Source organism: Pseudoduganella sp. UC29_71 (genome assembly GCF_042693265.1).
GTDB lineage: Bacteria > Pseudomonadota > Gammaproteobacteria > Burkholderiales > Burkholderiaceae_D > Rugamonas.
Window position 1 is genome coordinate 4,693,465 of record NZ_CP170549.1, and the last position, 23,702, is coordinate 4,717,166.

The following is a 23,702-nucleotide window of genomic DNA, read 5'->3' on the forward strand; positions in this document are numbered from 1 at the left end:
AGCAAAATGGAAAAGAACTTCAGCCACATCGCCGTGCGCGGCGTGAACAAGGTATTCAAGAGCAGCGACCGCGAAGTGGTGGCGCTCAAGGACATCAACCTGGACATCCCGCAAGGCCAGTTCGTCTGCCTGCTCGGCCCATCGGGCTGCGGCAAGTCCACGCTGCTGAACGCCATCGCCGGCTTCTCGCTGCCCTCCAGCGGCGAGATCACCGCCGACAGCCAGATCGTGACCGGCCCCGGCCCCGAGCGCGGCATGGTGTTCCAGGAATACGCGCTGTTCCCGTGGATGACGGTGGAAAAGAACATCGCCTTCGGCCTGGAAATCAAAGGCATGTCCAAGGACCAGATCGACCAGACCGTCTCGAAGCTGCTCAACATGCTATCGCTGAGCGACTTCCGCCACCGCTTCCCGAAAGACCTGTCGGGCGGCATGCGGCAAAGGGTGGCGATCGCCCGCGTGCTCGCGCTGGACTCGCCCATCATGCTGATGGACGAACCGTTCGGCGCGCTGGACGCCCTGACCCGCCGCAACCTGCAGGACGAGCTGCTGCGCATCTGGGCCGAGCTGAAGAAGACGATTATTTTCGTCACGCACAGCATAGAAGAAGCGATCTACATGGCCGACCGCATCGTCGTGATGACCTACCGTCCCGGCACCGTCAAGCGCGACATCATGGTCGACCTGCCGCGCCTGCGCGACCCCTCCGCCGCCGAATTCAACGCCCTCAAGCGCGAACTCGGCATGCTGGTAATGGAAGAGCAACAGCGCCACCACAACGACGAAATGCGCATGGCCGCCGTCGACTAACCCCCGGGGTCAGATCCGGCATTACGCCACGGCCTCAGCCGTCCCTCTGGGGTCAGATCCGGCATCGCGCCACGGCCTCAGCCGTATGCTGCTGAGCTCGTGACGCGATGCCGGATCTGACCCCGATGTCGATGCCGGATCTGACCCCGATGTAGATGCTGCTGAGCTCGTGGCGCGATGCTGGATCTGACCCCGATGTAAAATCGCACCATGCGCGCAAAACTGATCAGAGTACTGGCCTTGCTGGGCGCCGCTGGCGTGATCGCGGCGGCCGGCTGGGCGGGCATGCTGCGCGCGCAGGCGGATTTGATGGAGCAGGGCCGGCGCCAGCTGGAATTGATGGCGCCGGATCTGCAGTCCGCCATGGAGAAGTATGAAACCCTGCCTTTCGTGCTGGGCTTCCAGCCGGACCTGATCCAGGCGTTGGCTCATCCAGAAGACGCGGCGACCATCGCGCGCCTCAATCAGTCCCTGCAAACCATCCAGCAGCAGGCCAAGGTCGGCGCCATCTACATGATGGACCGCACCGGTCTCACACTGGGCGCCAGCAACTGGGACCAGCCGCTCGGCTTCGTCGGCAAGAATTTTTCGTACCGCCCTTATTTCAATGAAGCGCTGCATGGCCGCGCGGGCCTGTTCTATGGCATCGGCACCAGCACCAGCGAGGCGGGCTATTTCATCGCGCAGCCGGTGTACCGCAACGGCACGGCGGGCGGACCGGTGGCGGGTGTGGTGGTGGCGAAAATCAGCCTGGCGGACTTTGAGCAGACCTGGCGCAGCAGCGAGCATGCGATTGCTTTGGCGGACCGCCATGGCGTGATCTTCCTCAGCAACCAGCCGCAGTGGCGCTACCGCAGCCTGCAGCCGCTCAGCGCGGCCACCATGCAGGAGCTGGCGCATACGCAGCAGTACATGGGCCAGACCGTGACGCCGTTGCCCGCTCATCCGGGCCAGTTCGCGTCGCGGCCGGTGGGCCGCCTGGGTTGGCAACTGATGCTGTTTCCGGCGCAGACGCGCGTGGTGCGGGCGGGCTTGCAGTGGGCGCTGGCGGCTTTCCTGCTGCTGTCCTGCGCGGCCGTGTCGTGGTGGGCGCTGCACCAGCGCAGGCGCAGGCTGGAGGAGCGCAATGAGTCGCGCCAGGCTTTGCAGCAGGCGGCGCGCGAGCTTGATAGCCGCATCGTGGAACGCACGCAGCAGCTGCGCGAGACCAACCAGGACTTGGAGAACAAGTACGCGCGCCTGAAGGCTACCGAGCAGATGCTGCGCTCGACACAGAATGAACTGGTCCAGGCGGGCAAGCTGGCCATGCTGGGGCAGATGGCGGCGGGCGTGACGCATGAACTGAACCAGCCGCTGGCGGCGATCCGCGCCTTCGCGGACAATGCGCGCACTTTCCTGCAGCGCGGCCAGCCGGCGCAGGCCGAGGCCAACCTGGGCCACATCGGCGACGCCAGCGCACGTATGGGGGCCATCATCGCGCAGCTGAAGGGCTTTGCGCGCAAGGATGAGTCGATCTGTTCGGTGGAACTGGCCAAGTCTGTGCGCGCGTCGGCCTTCATGATGGAGAGCGAGTTCCGCAGGCACGGCGTGGCGCTGGCGATCGATGTCGGCGCCAGCCCGGCTGCGGCAGGCGGGCACGCGCTCAGCGACGGCCGCGATGACCGCGACGACGGTGGCGCCAGCCCGGCTGCGCCAAGCGGGCACACGCTCAGCGGCAGCGGTGACGACGGCGCCGCAGGCCCCGGCAGCCCCGGTGCGGGCGACGGCGCGGCTCCGCTGCTGGTTGCCGGCGACGCGGTGCGCATCGAGCAGGTGCTCATCAACCTGCTGCGCAACGCGCTGGACGCGGTGGAGGACGCGCCGCAGCGCCAGGTCTGCATCGCGCTGGCGCGCGTGGGCGATCATGCCGAGGTGCGCATCAGCGACAGCGGCGGCGGTATCCCCGAGCAGGTGGCGGCGCACCTGTTTGAACCCTTCTACACTACCAAGCCGTCCGGCAAGGGCCTCGGGCTGGGCCTGGCCATCTCGTCGTCCATCGTGCAGGCGATGAACGGCCAGCTGACGGCGCATAACCTGCCCGGCGGCGGCGCGCAATTCGTGCTGCGCCTGCCGCTGCAACTGGAAAGCACCCATGCAAGCCATCCTCATTGAAGACGAAGCCGCGCTGCGCCTGGCCACGGCGCAGACCCTGGAACTGGGCGGCTTCACCGTGCAAGCCTACGCCAGCGCCGAGGAAGCGCTGCCGCTGCTGCGCGCCGACTTTCCCGGCGTGGTAGTCACCGACGTGCGCCTGCCCGGCCGCTCCGGCCTGGAACTGCTGGCGCAGGTGACCGCCCTGGACGCGGAACTGCCCGTCATCGTGGTTACGGGTCACGGCGACGTCACCATGGCGGTTGCCGCCATGCGAAGCGGCGCCTATGACTTCATCGAAAAGCCCTTCGCCTCCGAGCGTCTGATGGACGCCGTGCGCCGCGCGCAGGAGCGCCGCAGCCTGGTGCTGGAGAACCGCGAACTGCGCGCCGCGCGCGCCCTGCATCCGGATACGCCGGACCTGATCGGCCGCTCGCCCGCCATCGAGCATTTGAAAGTCCTGGTGCGCAACGTCGGCCCGGCGGGCGTGGATATCCTGATCAACGGCCAGACTGGCACCGGCAAGGAAGTGATGGCGCGCCTGCTGCACGCGGCCAGCGGCCGCAAGGGCAACTTCGTGGCGATCAATTGCGGTGCGCTGCCGGAGTCCGTGTTCGAGAGCGAGATCTTCGGCCATGAAGCCGGCGCCTTCACCGGCGCCCAGAAGCGCCGCATCGGCAAGCTGGAATACGCCAATGGCGGCACCGTCTTCCTCGACGAGATCGAAAGCATGCCGATGGCGCTGCAGGTGAAGCTGCTGCGCGTGCTGCAGGAACGCCGCCTGGAGCGGCTGGGCGGCAATGAAGGCGTGGCGCTCGACTGCCGCGTGGTCGCCGCCAGCAAGGCGGACCTGCTGCAACTGAGCGCGCAAGGCCTGTTCCGCGAAGACCTGTACTACCGCATCGGCGTGGTGACGATCGACCTGCCGCGCCTGCGCGAGCGGCGCGAAGACATCCCGCTGCTGCTGGCCCACTTCGTGCAGGAAGCCGCGTTGCGCTACCAGCGTCCGCTGCCGCAATGGAGCGCGCAGGACATGGCCGCCTGGCAGGCCGCCGACTGGCCCGGCAACGTACGCGAACTGCGCAACTTCGCCGAGCGCCTGACGCTGGGACTAGCGCCCTCCCCGGCACCAGCGCCGGCGACCACCGCGCCGCCGGCCGCTGCCGCTGCCGCCACCACCACGGCCACCGCCACCGCAGCAGCAGCAGCAGCAGCAGCAGCAGCGGCAGGCGACTCCCTCCCCCAGCAAGTCGACAATTTCGAACGCGATCTGATCTTGCAAGCCCTGTCCGCCGCCGACGGCAACGTCGCCCTGGCCGCCGACAACTTGAGCGTCCCGCGCAAGACGCTCTACGACAAGCTCAAGAAATACCAGATCAGCCCCGGCAAAAAGTAGACGTCCCGAACGGAATCCGTAGTAAAGCTACAGCAATTGGATTACCATATCGGTCAAATTCAAGCTGCAAATGCCAATTTTGTAGCCCAACTACTTTGGAGACTGTCTATGGCTGGGAAGATGGGAGCACGCCTGCCGCTAAATGCGTCGCTGGGTGCAGCGCTGGTGTTGACGGCGTTCGGGGCGCAGGCCTCGGTGCAGTTGAGCGCTTGCGATGCGCCGCTTGAAACGGTACTGAACAAATCCAATCTGTTCGACGCGCGCGCGGTGTGGCTGAACCGCCAACTGGCCAAGTGGCCCGGCGCGGATGCGGGCGGCACCTTCAAGCTTTATCACTCGGCCAGCGGCCAGATCGCCGCCGCCGCCGGCGCCAAGGTCTACGGCGCGGATGGCACGCTGGCGATGAGCGTCCATACCGGCGCCATCCCGGCCGACGCGGCACAGCGCTTCAAGTATGTGGGCAATGGTGCCGTGCTGGCCGTGGCGGCGGCGGACCAGGCCAGGCTGGCCGCACTGCTCAAGCAGCAGCTGGTGCTGGTACAGGAGAACGCAGACGGCACCGTGCGCGACGCCACCACCTTGCAGATCGCGGGGGCGCTGGACGATATCTACGCAGCAGCGGACAAGGCGCCCGACCTGGGCGTGACGCTCGCCAAAGGCCATACCGCCTTTAAACTGTGGGCGCCGACCGCGCAGCAAGTATCCGTCTGCACCTACGACAACGGCTACGGCAAAGCCTCGGGCGTGGACAGCATGCGTTTCGACGCCGCCACCGGCATCTGGTCCGCCTCGCGCCGCAGCAACCTGTCCGGCAAGTACTACAAATACGTGGTGGACGTGGTCGCACCGAGCAAAGGCCTGGTGCGCAATCTCGTCACCGACCCTTATTCCATCAGCCTCACCACAGATTCCCTGCGCAGCTACATCGCCGACCTGGACTCGGCCAAGCTGAAGCCCGCAGGCTGGGACAAGGCGCCGGTGCCGAAGAAGGTCGCCGCGCAGACCGACATGTCGGTGTACGAACTGCACGTGCGCGACTTTTCGATCAACGATAGCACCGTCAGTGAGGCCAATCGCGGCAAGTACACCGCGTTCACCGAGACAGGCTCGAACGGCATGAAGCACCTGGCCGCGCTGAGCCGCGCCGGCATGACCGACATCCACCTGCTGCCCGTGTATGACATCGGCTCCGTTCCGGAAAAAGGTTGCGTCGTGCCGCAGCCGAGCGGCGCGCCGGATAGCGACAGCCAGCAGGCGCTGGTTGGCGCCACCTTCATCAAGGACTGCTACAACTGGGGCTATGACCCCTACCACTACAGCGCCCCCGAAGGCAGCTACGCCACCGACCCGGCCGACGGCGCACGCCGCATCGTCGAGTTCCGCCAGATGGTGATGGCGCTGCACAAGGCCAATCTGCGCGTGGGCATGGACGTGGTCTACAACCACACCTACCGCGGCGGCCAGGAAGAGAAATCCGTGCTGGACCGCGTGGTGCCGGGCTACTACCACCGCCTGAACGCGAAGGGCGTAGTGGAGCGCTCTACATGCTGCGACAACACGGCCACCGAGAACATGATGATGGCCAAGCTGATGATCGATTCAGCCGAGCTGTGGACGCGCCATTACAAGATCGATTCATTCCGCTTCGACCTGATGGGCCATCAGCCGCGCGCGGCGATGGAGGCGCTGCAGGCGCGCGTGGACAAGGCAGCCGGACGCCGCGTGAACCTGATCGGCGAGGGCTGGAACTTCGGCGAGGTGGAAAACGGCGCGCGCTTCGTGCAGGCGTCGCAGCTGTCGCTCAACGGCAGCGGCATCGGCACCTTCAGCGACCGTGGCCGCGACGCGGTGCGCGGCGGCGGCGCGGGTGATTCGGGCGAGAAGATGTTCAGCATGCAGGGCTATATCAACGGCCTGGTGTACGACCCGAACGCGCACGCGGGCCAGCGTCCGAAGGAAGACCTGCTGCGCACGGCGGACCTGGTGCGCGTGGGCCTGGCGGGCAGTGTGCGCACGTACAAGATGAAGACCTGGCAGGACAAGGAGCTGGAGCTGCAAGCGATCGACTACAGCGGCCAGCCGGCCGGTTATGCGAGCGAGCCGTCGGAGGTGGTGAACTACGTGGAGAACCACGACAACCAGACCATGTACGACGTGAACGCCTTCCGCCTGCCGCTGGCCACGACCAGCGCAGAGCGTGCGCGCGTGCAGATGCTGGGGGCGGCGATCAATGCCTTCAGCCAGGGCGTGGCCTATTATCACGCGGGCTTCGATATCCTGCGCTCCAAGTCGCTGGACCGGAACAGCTTTGAGTCGGGTGACTGGTTCAACCGGCTGGACTGGTCTTACCAGGACAATTACTACGGCGTGGGGCTGCCGCCGGAAGCGGACAATGGCAAGGACTATGCGCTGATGAAGCCATTGCTGGCGAATGCGGCAATCAAGCCTGCGCCGGCCGACATTGCGTTTGCGCGGGATGCGTTCCGCGATCTGCTGAAGATCAGGGCCAGCAGCACGCTGTTCCGCATGCGCACGGCGGCAGATATCAGGGAGAGGCTGCATTTCCTGAATACGGGGTCGGCGCAGGTGCCGACCGTGGTGGCGGCGCGCCTCGACGGCGCGGGCTACGCCGGGGCGGGGTTCAAGACGGTGACGTATCTGATCAACGTGGACAAGGTTGAGCAGAGCATCGTGGCGGATGGGGAGAAAGGCAAGCAGTATCGCCTACATCCGGTGCATACGGCGGCTGGCGCGGCGGACCAGCGCGCGCGGGCGGCGCGTTACGACAGCGCCACGGGAAGGTTCACCGTTCCGGCGCGCACGGCCGTGGTCTTTGTTGAGTAGGCGGCGCGGGCACGGCGGGTTACGCGGGCTGCGCCCGCTAACCCGCCCTACGGACTTTCGCAGCAGACGCAAACCGTAGGGCGGGTTAGCGCCGCGCGAGCGGCGCGTAACCCGCCAACGCGCGGCCGCAGCCTCAGCGCGCGGCCGCGCCCAGCAGCGCCACGCCGCCTTTCACCGGCAACGTCACTTCACCGCCTTTCACCACCGCACTGGCACCGGAGTAGTAGTCCTTCACCTTCTGCCCATCCGCGAACGCCCCGCCCACCTTGATGGTGCTGCGCGCAGCGGCCGGCACATCCAGCGCCACCACCACCTTGTCGCTGACGCCAGCCTTCTCGTAGGTGCGCTTGAACGTGTACGGCTGGTCCGCAATCTTCTCATGCAGCCCCGCCCCCACGGCCACGTGCGCATGGCGGAACAGTCCCAGCTTCGCCCAGTGCGCGCGCACATCCGCCACCCTGTAGCCGTCCCGCGCGACGTTCTTCGCCAGGTCTTCCCAGTTCATATACGTGCGCAGCTTGGCATCCCCTTGCGCGCCGGGCGCATCGAGCAGGCGCGCGGTCTCGTCGCCGTAGTAGATCTGCGCCGCGCCCGGCGCCAGCAGCAGCTTGTTGGCCGTCTCGAACGGCTTCTTGCGCGCCGGATCGAACGGATTCCCGTCGTCGTGCGAAGCCGTGTAGTTCACCACCGAATAACCCTTCAGCGGGCCTTGCAGCGCCGCCGAATACTTGCTGAACAGCGTCTCGTAATCCTGTTTCGCGTCCCACACCAGGCCGAAGTTGATCATGCTGTCAAAGCCATTGTCATAGAAGTCCACCAGCGCCCCGCCGCCCATGTCGAACTGCCGGCCGTGCGCGATGTTGTAGTTGTAGACCTCCGCCAGCATGTAGAACCTGCCATCGCCGAGCGCCTTGCCGGGATGCGCGCGCTTCCAGTCCTCGTGCGCCGCCACGGCCACCGTGCGCAGCTCCTTCCAGATCCCCGGCTCGGTGTGCTTCACCGTGTCGGCGCGGAAGCCGTCCACGCCGAACTTGCGTACCCAGTCCGCGTGCCACTTCATCAGGTAATAGCGCGGCGCGCGCGGGTAGCCGGTGCGGGCGAAGAACTCGTCCAGCTCTTTCACCTCGCGCTCGTAACGCCCCTCCTTTTTCCACTTCTGCACCAGCGCGTCCGGCAGCGCCACGTTGGCGTTGCTGTTGGTGAGCACGTCCGGCAAGCCCTTCACCAGCGTGCAATCGACGTTGGTTGCCACGTCCTTGTAGGTGCACGCGGGATTGAGCCGCACCCAGTCCGAAGGCCACGCCGGTTCGTCGGCCGTAAACGGCGCGGTGTGGTTCATCACCACGTCCAGCAGCACGCGGATGCCGCGCGCGTGGGCCGCTTCCACGAAGTCCTTGAAGTCCTTTTCGGTGCCCAGGTTGGCGTCGACCGCAGTGAAGTCTTTCGCCCAGTAGCCATGGAAGCCATAAGACTTGCCGGTGCCCTCGTCGGTCGATCCGTGCAATTGCTCAACCGGCGGCGTGAGCCACAGCACGTCCACGCCCAGGCTGTCGAAGTAGCCGGCCTTCAGCTTGGCCGTCACGCCTTTCAGGTCGCCGCCCATGTAGCCGCGCTGCGGGGCCGCGTCGGCCTTGCGGCCGTAGGACAGGTCGTTGCTGCGGTCGGCGTTGTTGAAACGGTCCGTCAGCAGGAAGTAGACGGTGGCGTTCTCCCACAGGAAAGGCTTGGGCGCTGGTTTTGCTGCTTGCGCCGCCTGTGCGTTCATGCTGCCCGCGAGCAGCGCCAAAGACAATGCGATGGGAGATAGTTTCATGCAGTTCGGTCCTGTGGTTATGGTTATGTGATCACGGTCGGGGTGGCCCTGCCCGTGTGCATGGCGATACTGGCCACGCTCTCGGCGGCGGCGATCAGGCTTGCCAGCGCTTGCTGCGTGGGACGTTGATGCTGCGTTGGATCGGGTTCAAACAATTCCAGGTAGACGCGCAAGGTGGCGCCCTCGGTGCCGGTACCGGACAGGCGGTAGACGATGCGCGAGCCGTCCTTCATCACGATGCGCACGCCTTGCTGCTGCACGGTGGAGCCGTCCACCGGGTCGGTGTACGAAAAGTCGTCGGCGAAATCGACCGTATGGGCGTTGAGCACCGTGCCTGCCAGCGCCGGCAGCTTGATGCGCAGGTCGGCCATCAGCAGGCGCGCAGCTTCGGTCTCGATGGCTTCGTAGTCGTGGCGCGAATAGTAGTGGCGGCCGAAGCGCGCCCAGTGTTCGGTAACGATCTGCTCCACACCCTTGCCGCTGGCCGCCAGCAGGTTGAGCCAGAACAGCACGGCCCACACGCCGTCCTTCTCGCGGATGTGGTCCGAGCCGGTGCCATAGCTCTCCTCGCCGCACAGCGTGGCCATGCCTGCGTCCAGCAAGGTGCCGAAGAATTTCCAGCCGGTGGGCGTTTCGTGGCACTGGATGCCGAGCGCCTCGGCCACGCGGTCGGCCGCGCGCGAAGTGGGCATGGAGCGGGCGATGCCTTTCAGGCCATCGCGGTAGCCCGGCGCCACGGTGGCGTTGGCGGCCAGCACGGCCAGGCTGTCGGACGGCGTGACGTCGAACTTGCGTCCGACGATCATGTTGCGGTCGCCATCGCCGTCGGAGGCGGCGCCAAAGTCGGGCGCGTCCGCCGCGGCCATCAGCGCAATCAGCTCGGCGGCGTTGACGGGGTTCGGATCGGGATGGTGGCCGCCGAAGTCTTCCAGCGGCACGGCGTTGATGACGGTGCCGGCCGGCGCGCCCAGCATGCCCTCGATGATGGCTTTGGCGTATGGCCCGGAGACGGCGTGCATGCCGTCGAAGCGCATCGTGAAGCCGCCGGCGAACAAGGCGCGGATGGCGTCGAAGTCGAACAGGCGCGCCATCAGTTCCGCATAGTCCGCCACGGAGTCGATGACCTCCACCCGCATGTTCTCGATCTGCGAGGCGCCGAGGGTGTCGATGTCGATATCGGCGGCGTCGCTGATGCGGTACTGTGTGATGGTCTCGGTGTGGTGGAAGATGGCTTCGGTCACGCTCTCGGGCGCCGGCCCGCCTGCCGCGATGTTGTACTTGACGCCGAAGTCGCCGTCCGGCCCGCCGGGATTGTGGCTGGCCGACAGGATGATGCCGCCCGAGGCCTGCCGCTTGCGTATCACGCAGCTGACGGCGGGCGTGGACAGGATGCCGCCCTGCCCCACCAGCACCTGCGCGTAGCCATGCGCGGCCGCCATGCGCAAGATGGTCTGGATCGCGGCGCGGTTGTGATAGCGGCCGTCGCCGCCCAGCACCAACGTCTTGCCGCTGCAGTCGCCCAGCGTGTAGAACACGCTCTGGATGAAATTCTCGAGATAGTGCGGCTGGCTGAAGGTCGTGACCTTCTTGCGCAGGCCGGAGGTTCCCGGCCGCTGGCCGGGGATGGGATGGGTGGTAACAGTCTGGATAGCCATGGTCGCTCCGCGTCGGTGATCGTTGCCGCCTGGCGGCGGCGCAATCGCCGTTTTACCGCGTTTGGCGGCAAAACGGCGCGCGGCTGCGCATGAGATCAGGAAGGCTGCTTGGCCGCGCCGTCCGCGCCGTCCGGCAAGGCGGCGCGCTTGGCGCCGTGTTCGTGCACGAACATCGTCAGCAGGCCGGCCAGCACCATGCTGGCACCGCCCAGGGCCACGGTGCTTACCGTGTGGCCGCTGAAGAAGTGCTTGGTGACAAAGCCCAGCAGCAGGCCGCTGACGATTTGCGGAATGACGATGAAGAAGTTGAACACGCCCATGTAGAAGCCCATGCGCTTGGGTGGCAGCGCGCCGGCCAGGATGGCGTATGGCATGGTCAGGATGCTGGCCCATGCAATGCCCACGCCTATCATCGGCAGGATCAGCAGGTTCAGGTTGTGGATCAGCATGATGCTCATCAGGCTGGCGCCGCCGATCACCAGGCACACCATGTGCACGAATTTGCGGCTGGTGGCGCGCGCGAAGATCGGCAGGATGAAGGCGGCCAGCGCGGACACGCCGTTGTACACCGCGAACATGATGCCGACCCAGTTGCCCGCCTCCTGGAACGCGGCCGATTGCGCATCGGCGGTGCCGAACACATTGTCGGCCACGGCGTTGGTGGTATAGATCCACATGGCGAACAGCGCCACCCAGGTGAAGAACTGCACGAAGGCCAGCTGCACCATGGTCTTCGGCATGCTCATGAAGCCGCCCAGGATTTCGATGATGGCATGGCTCACGCCCGGCTTGCTCTCGGCGCGGAAGGCTTCCAGGTTTTCCGGCGGGATCTCGTCGGCCGTCAGCACGGTCCACATCACGGCCAGGAAGTAGGCTGCGCCGCCGGCGTAGAAGGAGTAGCGCACGCTGTCGGGAATGGCGCCGTTGACAGGCACATTGCTCACGCCCAGCACGTCGGCAAACAGGTAAGGCAGCAGCGAGGCGATCACCGCGCCGCAACCGATGAAGAAGGTCTGCATCGCGAAGCCGGTGGTCTGCTGCGAGGAATCGAGCTTGTCGCCGACGAAGGCACGGAACGGTTCCATGGAGACGTTGATGGCCGCGTCCATCAGCCACAGGATGGCGATGGCCATCCACAGCGCGCTGGAGTTAGGCATCAGGAACAGCGCCAGCGAAGCCAGTACGGCGCCGACGAAGAAGAAGGGACGGCGGCGGCCCCAGCGCGGGTGCCAGGTGTTGTCGCTCAGGTAGCCGATAATCGGCTGCACCAGCAGGCCCGTCACCGGCGCGGCCAGCCAGAACAGCGGCAGGTCGTCGGGGCTGGCGCCCAGCGTGGCGAAGATGCGGCTGGTGTTGGTGTTCTGCAGCGCGAAGCCGAACTGGATGCCGAAAAAGCCGAAGCTCATGTTCCAGAGCTGCCAGAAACTCAGCCTGGGCTTGATGGATGGTGATTGCATACCTGCCTGTCCCCGATTTTTGTGGTCCTGGCTGGATGCCGGACGGAATGTTTAACGCTACTTTGTAGTAAAGTAACACGGTGATAATGCCGTGTCAATCCGCACACTCATAGTAGAATTAGACGGTTAGCCCGCTTTCAGCCCACTTCGAGACCCTGTTTTGTAGTCAAATAACAGAAAACTATATGACAACACCTACCTACGCCAAGATCGCCCTCCTGCTGCTGGCCAGCCCCCTCGCGCTGGCCCAGAACGCCGACCGCAAACTGCACAGCGCCACCCTGAACGGCAACCAGCTAGAGATTACAACCAGCGACGGCAAATACCTCATCAAACCGTACTCGCCGCGTATCGTTGAAACCACGTTTGTGCCGCAGGGCGAGGCGTTCGAGCCGGCTTCGCATGCCGTGGTGCTGGCGCCGGGCAAGGACAGCGCCACGCTGAAAGATGCGGACGGCAAGCTGGAATACGCGGTGGCGGGCGGCATCAGCGTGACGGTGACGAAGGCGCCGTTCCGCATCGCCTATGCCTACAAGGGCAAGCCGCTGGTGATGGAAAAACGCGGCTACGCTAAGAAGGACGGCGCCGAGGTGATCGACTTCGAGCTGGACAAGGACGAGGCGCTGTACGGCGCCGGCGCGCGCGCGGTGGGCATGAACCGGCGCGGCAACCGCTTCACCTTATATAACAAGGCGCACTACGGCTACGACGACCGCTCGGAACTGCTGAACTTCACGCTGCCGGTGGCCATGTCGTCCAAAATGTATGCGCTGCACTTCGACAACGCGGCCATCGGCCACCTGGACTTCGACAGCAAGAAGGACAACACGCTGGCCTACGAAACCATCAGCGGCCGCAAGACCTACCAGGTGATCGCGGGCGACAGCTGGGAAGACGTGGTGGGCAGCTACACCAGCCTGACCGGCCGCCAGCCGCTGCCGCCGCGCTGGGCCTTCGGCAATTTCGCCAGCCGCTTCGGCTATCACACGGAGCAGGAAGCGCGCGACGTGGTGAAGAAGTTCGCCGACGAGAAGATTCCGCTGGACGCCATCGTGTTCGACCTGTACTGGTTCGGCAAGGACATCAAGGGCACCATGGGCAACCTGGCCTTCGACAAGGATAACTTCCCCACGCCAAAGAAGATGGTGTCGGACTTCGCGGCGCAGGGCGTGAAGACGGTGCTGATCACCGAGCCCTTCGTGCTGACCACCTCCAGCAAGTGGCAGGACGCCGTGGACAGCAAGGCGCTGGCCACCGACCCGGCCGGCGCCCCGGCGCGCTATGACTTCTACTTCGGGAACACGGGCCTGATCGACATCTACAAGAAGGAAGGCAAGGACTGGTTCTGGAACATCTACAAGGGCCTGCGCAACGACTATGGCGTGGCCGGCTGGTGGGGCGATTTGGGCGAACCGGAAGTGCATCCGTCCACCGTGCGCCACGGCACCGGCACGGCGGACCAGGTGCACAACACCTACGGGCATGACTGGGCGCGCCTGATCGCCGAGGGCTACCAGAAGGACTTCCCGAACGAACGCCCCTTCATCCTGATGCGCGCCGGCTACTCTGGCTCGCAGCGCTTCGGCCTGATTCCATGGTCGGGCGACGTGAACCGCAGCTGGGGCGGACTGAAGGCCCAGCCCGAGATCGCGGTGCAGATGGGCATGCAGGGCCTGGGCTATATGCACTCGGACCTGGGCGGCTTCGCCAATGCCTACCTGGACGATGAGCTGTACACGCGCTGGCTGCAGTATGGCGTGTTCCAGCCGGTGTTCCGTCCGCACGCGCAGCAGGAAGTGCCGTCCGAGCCGGTGTTCCGCGAGGAAGCCACCAAGGCGCTGGCGCGCGAAGCCATCCGCCTGCGCTACAGCATGCTGCCGTATAACTACACGCTGGGCTTCGACAACAGCCAGCAAGGCCTGCCGCTGATGCGGCCGATGCTGTACGAGGAGCCGCAGAACGAGAGCGCGCGCAATCTGGTGTCGTCGTATCTGTGGGGCCACGAGTTCGTGGTGGCGCCGATTACTGAACCGGGCGCACGCCGCAAGGAAGTCTACCTGCCGGCCACCAGCCCGGCGTGGTTCGACTTCAATACCGGCCGCCGTTACGCGGGCGGCATCACGGCCGTGGTGCCGGTGGCGCTGGACCATATTCCGGTGTTCGTGCGCGCTGGCGCGTTCATTCCGATGGTGGCGCCGGTGCAGAGCACGCGCGAGTACAGCACGCGCAAGCTGGAGCTGCACTACTACCATGACGCGGCCGTGCTGTCCGGCAGCGGCAAGCTGTATGACGACGACGGCGCGACGCCGGACGCGTACGCGAAGGGCAAGTACGAGATCGTGCGTTTCGCCAGCGCGCTCAGCGGCAGCGGCAAGCAGCTGGTCATCACGCTGGAGTCCGAAGTGGGCAAGCAGTATCAGCGGCCGGAACGCAGCGTGACGCTGAGCGTGCACAATATCGGCGCCAAGCCGGCCGGTGTGACGCTGGAAGGCCAGCCGGCCAAGTTCGGCTGGGACGCCAAGCGACAGTTGCTGACCGTGCAGGTGCCCGCCACCGCACGCGCCGCCAGTACGGTCGCCATCGCCCTGCGCTGAGCGGGCGGCGCGATCGGCGGGTTACGCGCTCGCGCGCTAACCCGCCCTACGCCCGCACGCCCAAACGTATCACGTACCGTTATCCCGTGGGGCGGATTAGCGCGCAGCGCGTAATCCGCCAACCAGCCCCGCCTCCCCCTCCCGCGCAATTGTAAAATCCGCCACGCCACCGCATACTGCTGTCTCACACAGTAAAGGATTTGCGATGGAAGGCTCCAATCTCCTCTTGATGGCCCTGGTCTACCTGACCGCCGGCGTGCTGGCGGTGCCGGTGGCGCAGCGGCTCGGACTTGGCTCGGTGCTAGGCTACCTGGTGGCCGGCCTGCTGATCGGCCCGTCCGCCCTCGCCTTCGTGCACGACCCGGCCGAGGTGATGCACTTCGCCGAATTCGGCGTGGTCATCATGCTGTTCCTGATCGGCCTCGAAGTGCAGCCCTCCCTGCTGTGGCACATGCGCACCGCCTTCTTCGGCCTGGGCGGCCTGCAGGTGCTGCTCAGCGGCCTGGCGCTGGCCGCCATCGGCCTGGCGTTCGGCATGGACTGGCAAGCCGCCGTGGCATTGGGCTTCATCCTGTCGCTGTCCTCCACCGCCGTGGTACTGCAATCACTGGAAGAAAAAGGCCTGCGCAAGACCCCCACCGGCGACGCCTCGCAAGGCATCCTGCTGTTCCAGGACGTGGCCACCATCCCCATGATCGCCGCGCTGCCGCTGCTGGCCGACGAACGCGTGACCAACGCCGCCGACACCGGCCTGCTGAAAGGCTCGCCCGCCTGGGTCCACGCCGCCGCCGTGATCGGCGCGGTGGTCATCGTCATCGTGGTGGGTCGCTTCCTGATGCGCCCCGCGCTGCGCTACATCGCCAAGATCCGCTCGCGCGAAATCTTCACCGCCGCCGCGCTGCTGCTGGTGGTGGGCGTGTCGCTGCTGATGCAGGCGGTCGGCCTGTCGGCCGCACTGGGCGCTTTCCTGGCCGGCGTGGTGCTGGCCGACAGCGAATTCCGGCGCGAGCTGGAAGGCGACATCGAGCCGTTCCGCGGCCTGCTGCTCGGCCTGTTCTTCATGTCCGTCGGCGCCAGCGTCAACCTGGCGCTGGCGGCGCAGCAAATCGGCCTGCTGGCGGCCATGGTGTTCGGCCTGATGGTGGTGAAGACGGCCGTCATCTACGGCATCATGCGCGCCTTCGGCATGCCCTCCCGCACGGCGGCGCAAACCGGCGCGGCGCTCAGCCAGGGTGGCGAATTCGCCTTCGTGCTGCTGGGCCTGGCCTCGGCATCCGGCGTGATCGCGGCCGACATCTCGGCGCTGTCGGTGGCCGCCGTCGCCATCTCGATGGCGCTCACGCCGTTCGCGCTGATCCTGTACGACCGCCTGGCCGGCCCGGGCTTTTCCAGCAAGCCGGAACCGGAAGCGGGCGCGCTGGAGCACGAGCCGGACGTGATCGTGGCCGGCTTCGGCCGCTTCGGCCAGATCGCCGCGCGCCTGCTGATGGTCAACAAGTTCAACATCTCCACGCTGGACGCCAGCGCGGAACAGGTGGAACTGGTGCGCCGCTTCGGCCGCCGCGTCTACTACGGCGACGCCACCCGCCTCGACCTGCTGCGCGCCGCCGGCGCGGCCCAGGCCAAGCTGCTGATCGTGGCCATCGACGACCGCGACCAGGCCGAGGCGCTGGTGGAAATCGCCAAACAGTATTTCCCCAACCTCACCATCCTGGCGCGCGCCTACGACCGCCGGCACGCCTACCGCCTGCTGGACCGGGGCGCGCACGTGGTGGAGCGAGAAACCTTCGAGGGCGGCCTGGCCATCGGCGAAAAGGCCCTGCGCGCGCTGGGCGTGGCGCCGGAGGAAGCGGCCAAGGCCAGCGCCAGCTTCCGCCGCCACGACGAGGACATGATCACCGCGCTGGCCAAGGTCTGGGGCGACGAGGAGAAGTACGCGGTGGCGCTGCGCGAATCGAGCGACCGCATGAACCAGCTGCTGGCGGCCGACATGGAAGAGCGCAGCACCATCCCGGAAGCCTGACGGCGCGCCAGGCCGCAGCCGTGCACCGTGCCGGGATGCGCCGCGCTACACTCCCGGCAGGCCGGATTTGGCCCGGCCGTCAGGAGACTTTCAATGAAAAAGACCTACACCGGCAGCTGCCACTGCGGCGCCGTGCGCTTTGAAGCCGACATCGACCTGAGCGCCGGCACCGGCAAGTGCAACTGCTCCATCTGCACCAAGACCCGCAACTGGGGCGTGATCCTCAAGCCCGACGCCTTCCGCCTGCTGGCAGGCGAGGAGGCGCTGAGCGACTACCAGTTCAACACCATGAGCGGCCACCACCTGTTCTGCCGCACCTGCGGCGTGCACCCCTTCGGGCGCGGCTACGTGGAGGAAATCGGCGGCCACTACGTGGGCGTGCAGGTGGCCTGCCTGGACGACGTGACGCCGGAAGAACTGATCGCCGCGCCGGTGCGCTACGCCGACGGCCGCCACGACAATTGGCAACACCCGCCCGCCGAAACGCGCCATCTTTGATACTAGCCACTACGGCAAGGGCATGTTAAGATGAGAATCGTTCTCATTTAAACCAGCCAGCCCACGCAGCGCGTCGCCAGCCCTTCACCCACAAGGATGGCCCGATGCCGCACCCACGTTTTTCCTTTTCGCCGCTGAGCGCCGCCGTGCGCTCAGCCCTGGTCTTCGCCGCGCTTGGCGGCGGCGCCCCACTCGCATACGCTGCCGACGGCCCGGCCGGCGAGGCCGAAGCCGCGCCAGCCCCTGCTGTCATGGCAGTGGTCACCGTCGATGGCAGAAAGGAAGACGACACCTATGCGGCCCGCCGCGCCGGCACCGGCACCAAGACCGACACGCCGCTGATCGAAACCCCGCAATCCATTTCCGTGATCCTGCGCGAGCGCTTCGAGGAACAGGGCGCGCAGACGCTGCGCCAGACCGTGAACTACAGCGCCGGCCTGGTGTCCGCCTATTTCGACAGCCGCGTCGATTCCATCAGCTCGCGCGGCGGCAACCCCGCCCTGCTGCAGGACGGCGTGCAGATGAACTTCGGCTCCTACAACACCACCCGCCCGGACCCGTACACGCTGGAGCGCGTGGAGGTGCTGCGCGGCCCGTCGTCCGTGCTGTACGGCCAGGGCGGCATCGGCGGCGTGGTCAACCTGGTGTCCAAGCGCCCGCTGTCGAGCAACCAGCGCGAGCTGCAGGTGCAGCTGGGCAGCGATAGCCGCAAGCAGGTGTCGGCCGACATCAACCAGGTGCTGGACGAGCAAGGCCACTGGATGGCGCGCGTGGTGGCCATCGCGCGCGACAGCGGCACGCAGGTGAACCACGTGGCCGACGACCGCCGCGTGTTCGCGCCCTCGCTCACCTGGTCGCCCAACGGCGACACCGAACTGACCCTGATGGCGCTGCGCCAGGAAGACAAGAGCGGCTCGATGATCGGCTTCTTCCCGTGGCAGGGCACCTTGCTGCCGTCGAAGTTCGGCCGCATCGACACCAGCACCTTCACCGGCGAACCGGGCTGGGACGCCTACAACACCGAGCAGACCAACCTGGGCTACATCTTCAGCCACCGCTTCCGCAGCGGCATCCAGCTGCGCCAGACCGTGCGCAAGTCGAACAGCGAAGTGGACTACCGCAGCGCCTACACCAGCTTCACCGCCGTGCCGTCCACCGGCCGCCCCGCGCGCCCGGTCTTCAACACCGACCAGCGCACCATCAACCGCGACCTGATCCAGCAGTTCAATGAACTGGACACGCTGCTGGCCGACACCCAGCTGGAAGCGAAGTTCGCCACCGGCGCCATCCAACACACCGTGCTGGCCGGCTTCGACCTGCAGCGCGTGGAAACGCGCCAGGCGCGCGGCACCGGCGTGGCTGCGCCGCTGGACGTGTACGCGCCGGTGTACGGCAACTACACGGCGCCAACGTCGCTCTCTCAGCTGCCCACCACCAGGCTGCACCAGAAGGGGCTGTACTTGCAGGACCAGGTCAAGTTCACGCCCAACTGGACCGCGCTGCTCGGCCTGCGCCGCGACGCCGCCGAGAACGACATCGAAGGCCGCGCCGCCAGCCGCACCGACGACAAGGCCACTACCAAACGCTTCGGCCTGCTCTACCTGTCGGAGCAGGGCTGGGCGCCGTACGTGAGCTATTCCGAATCCTTCCTGCCGCTGGGCGGCGTGGACTTGAACGGCAAGGCCTTCGCGCCGCAGCGCGGCAAGCAGTGGGAAGCGGGCGTGAAGTGGCAGCCTAAGGATGGCGACTTCAACACCACGCTGGCCGTGTACGACCTGCGCGACACCAACCGCAAGACCACCGATCCGGCCAATCCGCTGAACAGCATCCAGATCGGCGAAGTGCAGGTGCAGGGCCTGGAGCTGGAAAGCGGCGGCAGCCTGGGACGCGACTGGAGCTGGACCGCAGGCTATGCCTACACGGACGCCAAGGTCGCGCGCAGCAACGGCGCCGACAACGGCAAACGCCTGAGCGGCGTCCCGGAGCACAACGTGTCCGCGTGGCTGACGCGCCGCTTCGCCGTGGCCGGCAAGACCGGCTTCAGCGCGGGCGCCGGCGCGCGCCACTTGTCGTCCTCGTGGGACGGGCTGGACGCGCTGGAGACGCCGGGCATCACGCTGCTGGACGCCATGCTGTCCTACAGCAGCGGTCCGTGGCGCTTCGCCTTGAACGTCACCAACCTGGCGGACAAGGTGCAGATCTCCACCTGCCTGGCGCGCGGCGACTGCTTCTACGGCCAGCGCCGCACCGCCGCGCTGACGGCGCGCTACGCCTGGTAAGCCCATGCGCGCGCCCGCTCTCTCCGCTCCGCTGGCCTACCGGCTGGGTGTCGGCGCGCGCGCCGTCGCCGCCATCGCCGGCGGCTACGCGCTGGCTGCGGCAGCCACCGCCTTCCTGGCGCTGCTGTTGCAGCGATTGCCGCAGCTGCCGCTGCCGCCGCTGCTACACATGGGCCGCGCGGACGCCGTCATGGCTTCCACGCTGTTCTCGTTCACCGTCTACACCTGCGCCGTACTGTGGGTGTTCGCCGCCCGCAGCGCGGCGCGCGCCTGGCTAGGCCTGCTGCTGCCGGCGGCCATGCTGGCTTGCGCCGCCTACTTGATGTCCTGAGGTTCCCGATGAAAGAAAGCTTCCGCCAGTCGATGGCATGGCTGCACACCTGGTCCGGCCTGCTGGTGTGCTGGATTCTGTTCCTGGTCTTCAGTGCCGGCACCGCCAGCTACTTCCGCGACGAGATCAGCCTGTGGATGAAGCCGGAGCTGCACGCCGTCAACGTGCAGGGCGTCGCACCCGCCACCGCCGCCGTGGTGGCGGTGCAGGCCCTGCAGGAGCGCGCGCCGGATGCCAAACGCTGGTTCATCACCCTGCCCACGGACCGCACGCCGGCCATCCGCATCGCGTGGACGGACCCGGACCGCAGCAAGCGCGGGCTGAAGTCGGCGCTGATCGACCCGGCCAGCGGCGTGGAACTGAAGGACCCGCGCGAGACGCGCGGCGGTGAATTCATCTACCGGCTGCATTTCGACCTGCACTATATGCCCGCCATCTGGGCGCGCTGGATCGTGGGCTTCTGCGCCATGTTCATGCTGGTGTCCATCGTCAGCGGCGTGATCACGCACAAGCGCATCTTCAAGGACTTCTTCACTTTCCGGGGCAACAAGGGTCAGCGTTCCTGGCTGGACGCGCACAACGCCAGCGCCGTGCTGGCCCTGCCCTATCACCTGATGATCACCTACACCGGGCTGGTGACGCTGATGTTCCTGTACATGCCGGCCGCCACGCAGGTGGCGTACAAGGGAGACCGTGAAGCCATGAACGCCGAGGTCTTCCCCAGTGCGGGCAAGCCGGTCAAGCCGGCCAGGGTCCATATGCCGCTGGCGGCGGTGCGGTCCATGGTCGAGCAGGCGGAAAAACACTGGGGCGGACGCGCGGCGGGCGCGCTCAGCGTGACCAGCCCGAATGACGCGAACGCGCGCATCTCCGTCACGCGGGCCGCGGGGCGCGAACTGTCGCACAAGCAGGCGGCGATGCAGTTCGACGGCGCCAGCGGCGCGTTGCTGGCGCAGGCGGGCGACGATCCGAGCGGCGCGGCGGCCACGCACGGCGTGATGTACGGCTTGCACATCGCCCGCTTCGCGGGGCCGCTGATGCGCGGCTTCTTGTTTATCTCCGGCCTGGCGGGATGCGCCATGGTCGCCACCGGCGCGCTGCTGTGGGCCGTCAAGAGCCGGCAGCGGCAGGCCAAGGCGCTCAAGGCGGGCGGCAAGGTTGGCTTGGGCACGCGGCTGGTGGAAGCGCTCAACCTGGGCGCCATCGCCGGCCTGCCCATCGCGTACGGCGCCTACTTCTGGGCCAACCGGCTGCTGCCGGTGGGGATGGCGGAGCGGCCGGAAACGGAAATCGCGTGGTTCTTCATCGCCTGGGGCGCGGCCATGACACTGGCGCAGGTCCGTCCCGACCGCCTGATGTGGCGCCTGCAGCTCGGTGCAGGCGCGCTGCTGCTGATGGGCATCCCGGTGCTCAACGTGTTCACCACCAGCTCGCACCTCGGCGTGACGCTGCTGCAAAGCCGCGGTCCCGCCGCCGTGGCCGGCTTCGACCTCACCGTGTTTGCGCTCGGCCTCCTCCTCGCCTGCGCCGCCCGCCGCCTCGGCCGCGACGCCAAGGCCGCCGGTACGGCGCGCAGCGGCGCCGCGTCCGGTGCGGCGCCGCTGCCGGAGGCGACATGACCGCCTTGTACCTGCTCGCGCTGTTCACGCTGAGCTACGGCGGCATGTTCGCCCTGAGCATGGCGCTGGACCGCCACTACGCCGACCTGCGCGGACGCGGCGCCGCGCCATCGTCCGCGCTGCGCAAACGCCTGCAGCTGGGCGGCGCCGCAGCCCTGGCGCTCTCGCTGGCCGCGTCGGTACACGCCATGGGCGCCTCGCACGGCTTGCTGCTGTGGCTGGGCGCGCTGACCGGCGCCTGCCTGCTGCTGGTGTTGCTGCTGTCCTGCGCCCTGCGCCTGGCCGCTGTGCTCGGCGTGGCCGCCTACGCCTGTGGATCTGTCGCCTACCTTCTGGCCGGTGTATATTAGCCAACTCACCAACCCGAAGGAGACTGCAGTGCCACAACCGCTGTATATGAAAGCCATCCCCGCCGCCGTGATGCTGGCCGCTTGCGCGTTCCAGCCCGCCCAGGCAGAGGGAGCCAAAGCGCCTGCCAAAAGCACGGCGGGCAAGCCGACCGTCGCCGAAGCCGAACGCTTCCTCAACGACACCGAAGCCAAGCTGGAAAAACTGAACCTGGACAGCGCCCGCGCCCAATGGGTGGCGCAGAACTTCATCACCGACGACACCGAAGCGCTGGCCACCTACTTCGGCGAGCGCCAGCTGAGCGCCTCCGGCGAAGCGGCCCTCGGCGCGCGCCGCTACAACGGTCTCAAGCTCAAGGAAGACTACGCGCGCAAGCTCAAGCTGCTGCAGCTGACCCTGATGCTGTCCGACCCGAAAGAGCGCGAAGCCTACGCCGCCAAGAACGCGGCCCTGAACGGTGCCTACGGCAAAGCCAAATACTGCCCCACCGGCGGCCAGGAATGCCTGCCGCTGGGCGAGCTGGAAAAAATCCTCGCCACCAGCCGCGACCCGGCCAAGCTGAAGGAAGTATGGATGGGCTGGCACGCGCAGTCGCCATCGTACAAGCAGATGTACGTGGACTATGTGGCCCTGTCCAACAAGGGCGCGCGCGAAATGGGCTTCGCCGATACCGGCGCGCTGTGGCGCTCGCAGTACGACATGCCGCCGGAAGCCTTCTCGGCCGAGATGGAGCGCATGTGGCAGCAGGTCAAGCCGCTGTACGATTCGCTGCACACCTACACCCGCTACAAGCTGCGCGCCGCCTACGGCCCGGACGTGGTGCCGGCCACCGGTCCGATCCCCGCCCACCTGTTCGGCAATATGTGGAGCCAGAGCTGGGAGAACATCTACCCGCTGCTCAAGCCGGCCAGCAACGCCAGCAGCTTCGACCTGACCAAGGTGCTGGAAGAGCGCAAGACCGACGCCAAGCAGATGACGCAGTACGCCGAGCGCTTCTACACCTCGCTCGGCATGCAGAAGCTGCCCGAGACTTTCTGGCAGCGCTCCCTGCTGACCAAGCCGCGCGACCGCGAAGTGGTGTGCCACGCCTCCGCCTGGACCATGGACGGCAAGGAAGACGTGCGCATCAAGATGTGCATCCGCCCGACCGACGAAGAGTTCAAGGTGATCCACCACGAGCTGGGCCACATCTACTACGACCTGGCCTACAACAAGCAGTCCTTCCTGTTCCAGGGCGGCGCCAACGACGGCTTCCATGAAGCCATCGGCGACACCGTGGCGCTGTCCATCACGCCGGACTACCTGAAGAAGATCGGCCTGATGAACCAGGAGCCGGAAGCGAACGCCGACATCGGCGAGCTGCTGCAGCGCGCGCTGGCCAAGGTGGCCTTCCTGCCGTTCGCCTACTCGGTGGACAAATGGCGCTGGGACGTCTACGCCGGCAAGACCAAGCCGGCCGACTATGACAAGACCTGGTGGCAGCTGCGCGAGCAGTACATGGGCGTGAGCCGTCCGGCGCCGCTTGGGGCCGACGGCTTCGACGCCGGCGCCAAGTACCACGTGGCGGCCGACGTGCCGTACGCGCGCTACTTCCTGGCCCACATGCTGCAGTTCCAGTTCCACCGCGCGCTGTGCCGGGAAGCCGGCTACACCGGGCCGCTGCACCGCTGCTCGGTGTACGGCAACCAGAAAGCCGGTGCCAAGCTCAGCAGATGCTGGCCATGGGCGCCAGCAAGCCTTGGCCTGAAGCGCTGAAAGCGGCCACCGGCGAAGAGCGCATCGACGGCTCGGCGCTGCTCGACTACTTCGCCCCGCTCAAGACCTGGCTCGACGACCAGAACCGCCAGCTGGCCGCCGCCGAAGCCGCGAAGAAGTAATTTCCGCCGCAAATAAAAAGCCCGCCAT

The 23,702-nt window shown here is 66.7% G+C and carries 14 protein-coding genes and 1 pseudogene; 12 read left to right on the top strand and 3 right to left on the bottom strand.

Annotation, left to right across the window (positions count from 1 at the left end; genetic code table 11):
• Nucleotides 1-6: 6 nt before the first annotated feature.
• From ACFJI2_RS20915 to ACFJI2_RS20930, 4 genes are all read left to right on the top strand, one after another.
• Nucleotides 7-810 carry an ABC transporter ATP-binding protein gene (locus ACFJI2_RS20915; protein ID WP_049817597.1) on the top strand — a complete coding sequence of 268 codons (804 nt, stop codon included), beginning with the start codon at nucleotides 7-9 and terminating at the stop codon, nucleotides 808-810.
• 210 nt (nucleotides 811-1,020) lie between these two features.
• A complete protein-coding gene (locus tag ACFJI2_RS20920; RefSeq protein ID WP_377701706.1) occupies nucleotides 1,021-2,961 on the top strand; it encodes an ATP-binding protein in 1,941 nt (646 codons plus the stop codon).
• Nucleotides 2,942-4,336: a sigma-54-dependent transcriptional regulator gene (locus ACFJI2_RS20925; protein WP_377701708.1), complete on the top strand. Its 1,395-nt coding sequence runs from the start codon at nucleotides 2,942-2,944 to the stop codon at nucleotides 4,334-4,336. The genes ACFJI2_RS20920 and ACFJI2_RS20925 overlap by 20 nt, the downstream gene beginning before the upstream one ends.
• A gap of 108 nt (nucleotides 4,337-4,444) precedes the next feature.
• A complete protein-coding gene (locus ACFJI2_RS20930) occupies nucleotides 4,445-7,180 on the top strand; it encodes an alpha-1,6-glucosidase domain-containing protein (RefSeq protein ID WP_377701709.1) in 2,736 nt (911 codons plus the stop codon).
• Nucleotides 7,181-7,313: 133 nt separating this feature from the next.
• Here the strand turns inward: ACFJI2_RS20930 and ACFJI2_RS20935 are convergent, their stop codons facing one another.
• The 3 genes from ACFJI2_RS20935 to ACFJI2_RS20945 form a co-directional block, all read right to left on the bottom strand.
• Nucleotides 7,314-8,993, bottom strand: a complete 1,680-nt coding sequence (locus ACFJI2_RS20935; RefSeq protein WP_377701710.1) for an alpha-amylase family glycosyl hydrolase — start codon at nucleotides 8,991-8,993, stop codon at nucleotides 7,314-7,316.
• A 23-nt stretch (nucleotides 8,994-9,016) separates the two neighbouring features.
• A complete protein-coding gene (locus tag ACFJI2_RS20940; RefSeq protein ID WP_377701711.1) occupies nucleotides 9,017-10,648 on the bottom strand; it encodes an alpha-D-glucose phosphate-specific phosphoglucomutase in 1,632 nt (543 codons plus the stop codon).
• 95 nt (nucleotides 10,649-10,743) lie between these two features.
• On the bottom strand, nucleotides 10,744-12,105 hold the full coding sequence (locus ACFJI2_RS20945; RefSeq protein WP_377701712.1) for an MFS transporter: 1,362 nt from the start codon (nucleotides 12,103-12,105) through the stop codon (nucleotides 10,744-10,746).
• Nucleotides 12,106-12,290: 185 nt separating this feature from the next.
• On the opposite strand from ACFJI2_RS20945, the gene ACFJI2_RS20950 reads away from it, so the two are divergent.
• From ACFJI2_RS20950 to ACFJI2_RS20985, 8 genes and pseudogenes are all read left to right on the top strand, one after another.
• Nucleotides 12,291-14,699 carry a TIM-barrel domain-containing protein gene (locus ACFJI2_RS20950; protein WP_377701713.1) on the top strand — a complete coding sequence of 803 codons (2,409 nt, stop codon included), beginning with the start codon at nucleotides 12,291-12,293 and terminating at the stop codon, nucleotides 14,697-14,699.
• A gap of 205 nt (nucleotides 14,700-14,904) precedes the next feature.
• Nucleotides 14,905-16,722 (top strand): monovalent cation:proton antiporter-2 (CPA2) family protein, encoded by a 1,818-nt coding sequence (locus tag ACFJI2_RS20955; protein WP_377701714.1) that lies wholly within the window; start codon nucleotides 14,905-14,907, stop codon nucleotides 16,720-16,722.
• Between the two features lie 93 nt (nucleotides 16,723-16,815).
• Entirely contained in the window at nucleotides 16,816-17,220 is a 405-nt protein-coding gene (locus ACFJI2_RS20960) for a GFA family protein (RefSeq protein ID WP_377701715.1), read from the top strand.
• Nucleotides 17,221-17,324: 104 nt separating this feature from the next.
• Nucleotides 17,325-19,499 (top strand): TonB-dependent siderophore receptor, encoded by a 2,175-nt coding sequence (locus ACFJI2_RS20965; RefSeq protein ID WP_377701716.1) that lies wholly within the window; start codon nucleotides 17,325-17,327, stop codon nucleotides 19,497-19,499.
• Between the two features lie 4 nt (nucleotides 19,500-19,503).
• Nucleotides 19,504-19,830, top strand: a complete 327-nt coding sequence (locus ACFJI2_RS20970; protein ID WP_107980961.1) for a DUF3649 domain-containing protein — start codon at nucleotides 19,504-19,506, stop codon at nucleotides 19,828-19,830.
• An 8-nt stretch (nucleotides 19,831-19,838) separates the two neighbouring features.
• On the top strand, nucleotides 19,839-21,449 hold the full coding sequence (locus ACFJI2_RS20975) for a PepSY-associated TM helix domain-containing protein (protein ID WP_377701717.1): 1,611 nt from the start codon (nucleotides 19,839-19,841) through the stop codon (nucleotides 21,447-21,449).
• Nucleotides 21,446-21,799: a DUF3325 family protein gene (locus tag ACFJI2_RS20980; RefSeq protein WP_377701718.1), complete on the top strand. Its 354-nt coding sequence runs from the start codon at nucleotides 21,446-21,448 to the stop codon at nucleotides 21,797-21,799. The genes ACFJI2_RS20975 and ACFJI2_RS20980 overlap by 4 nt, the downstream gene beginning before the upstream one ends.
• Nucleotides 21,800-21,869: 70 nt before the next feature.
• Nucleotides 21,870-23,674 (top strand): annotated as a pseudogene (locus tag ACFJI2_RS20985) (M2 family metallopeptidase).
• Nucleotides 23,675-23,702 lie beyond the last annotated feature (28 nt).

Excerpts from the sequence above, each read along its gene's own strand:
- ACFJI2_RS20970 (WP_107980961.1), top strand. The coding sequence starts at position 19,504 with ATGCGCGCGCCCGCTCTCTCCGCTCCGCTGGCCTACCGGCTGGGTGTC.
- ACFJI2_RS20955 (WP_377701714.1), top strand. The coding sequence starts at position 14,905 with ATGGAAGGCTCCAATCTCCTCTTGATGGCCCTGGTCTACCTGACCGCC.
- ACFJI2_RS20935 (WP_377701710.1), bottom strand. The coding sequence starts at position 8,993 with ATGAAACTATCTCCCATCGCATTGTCTTTGGCGCTGCTCGCGGGCAGC.
- ACFJI2_RS20930 (WP_377701709.1), top strand. The coding sequence starts at position 4,445 with ATGGCTGGGAAGATGGGAGCACGCCTGCCGCTAAATGCGTCGCTGGGT.
- ACFJI2_RS20915 (WP_049817597.1), top strand. The coding sequence starts at position 7 with ATGGAAAAGAACTTCAGCCACATCGCCGTGCGCGGCGTGAACAAGGTA.
- ACFJI2_RS20945 (WP_377701712.1), bottom strand. The coding sequence starts at position 12,105 with ATGCAATCACCATCCATCAAGCCCAGGCTGAGTTTCTGGCAGCTCTGG.
- ACFJI2_RS20980 (WP_377701718.1), top strand. The coding sequence starts at position 21,446 with ATGACCGCCTTGTACCTGCTCGCGCTGTTCACGCTGAGCTACGGCGGC.
- ACFJI2_RS20940 (WP_377701711.1), bottom strand. The coding sequence starts at position 10,648 with ATGGCTATCCAGACTGTTACCACCCATCCCATCCCCGGCCAGCGGCCG.
- ACFJI2_RS20925 (WP_377701708.1), top strand. The coding sequence starts at position 2,942 with ATGCAAGCCATCCTCATTGAAGACGAAGCCGCGCTGCGCCTGGCCACG.
- ACFJI2_RS20960 (WP_377701715.1), top strand. The coding sequence starts at position 16,816 with ATGAAAAAGACCTACACCGGCAGCTGCCACTGCGGCGCCGTGCGCTTT.
- ACFJI2_RS20950 (WP_377701713.1), top strand. The coding sequence starts at position 12,291 with ATGACAACACCTACCTACGCCAAGATCGCCCTCCTGCTGCTGGCCAGC.
- ACFJI2_RS20920 (WP_377701706.1), top strand. The coding sequence starts at position 1,021 with ATGCGCGCAAAACTGATCAGAGTACTGGCCTTGCTGGGCGCCGCTGGC.
- ACFJI2_RS20965 (WP_377701716.1), top strand. The coding sequence starts at position 17,325 with ATGCCGCACCCACGTTTTTCCTTTTCGCCGCTGAGCGCCGCCGTGCGC.
- ACFJI2_RS20975 (WP_377701717.1), top strand. The coding sequence starts at position 19,839 with ATGAAAGAAAGCTTCCGCCAGTCGATGGCATGGCTGCACACCTGGTCC.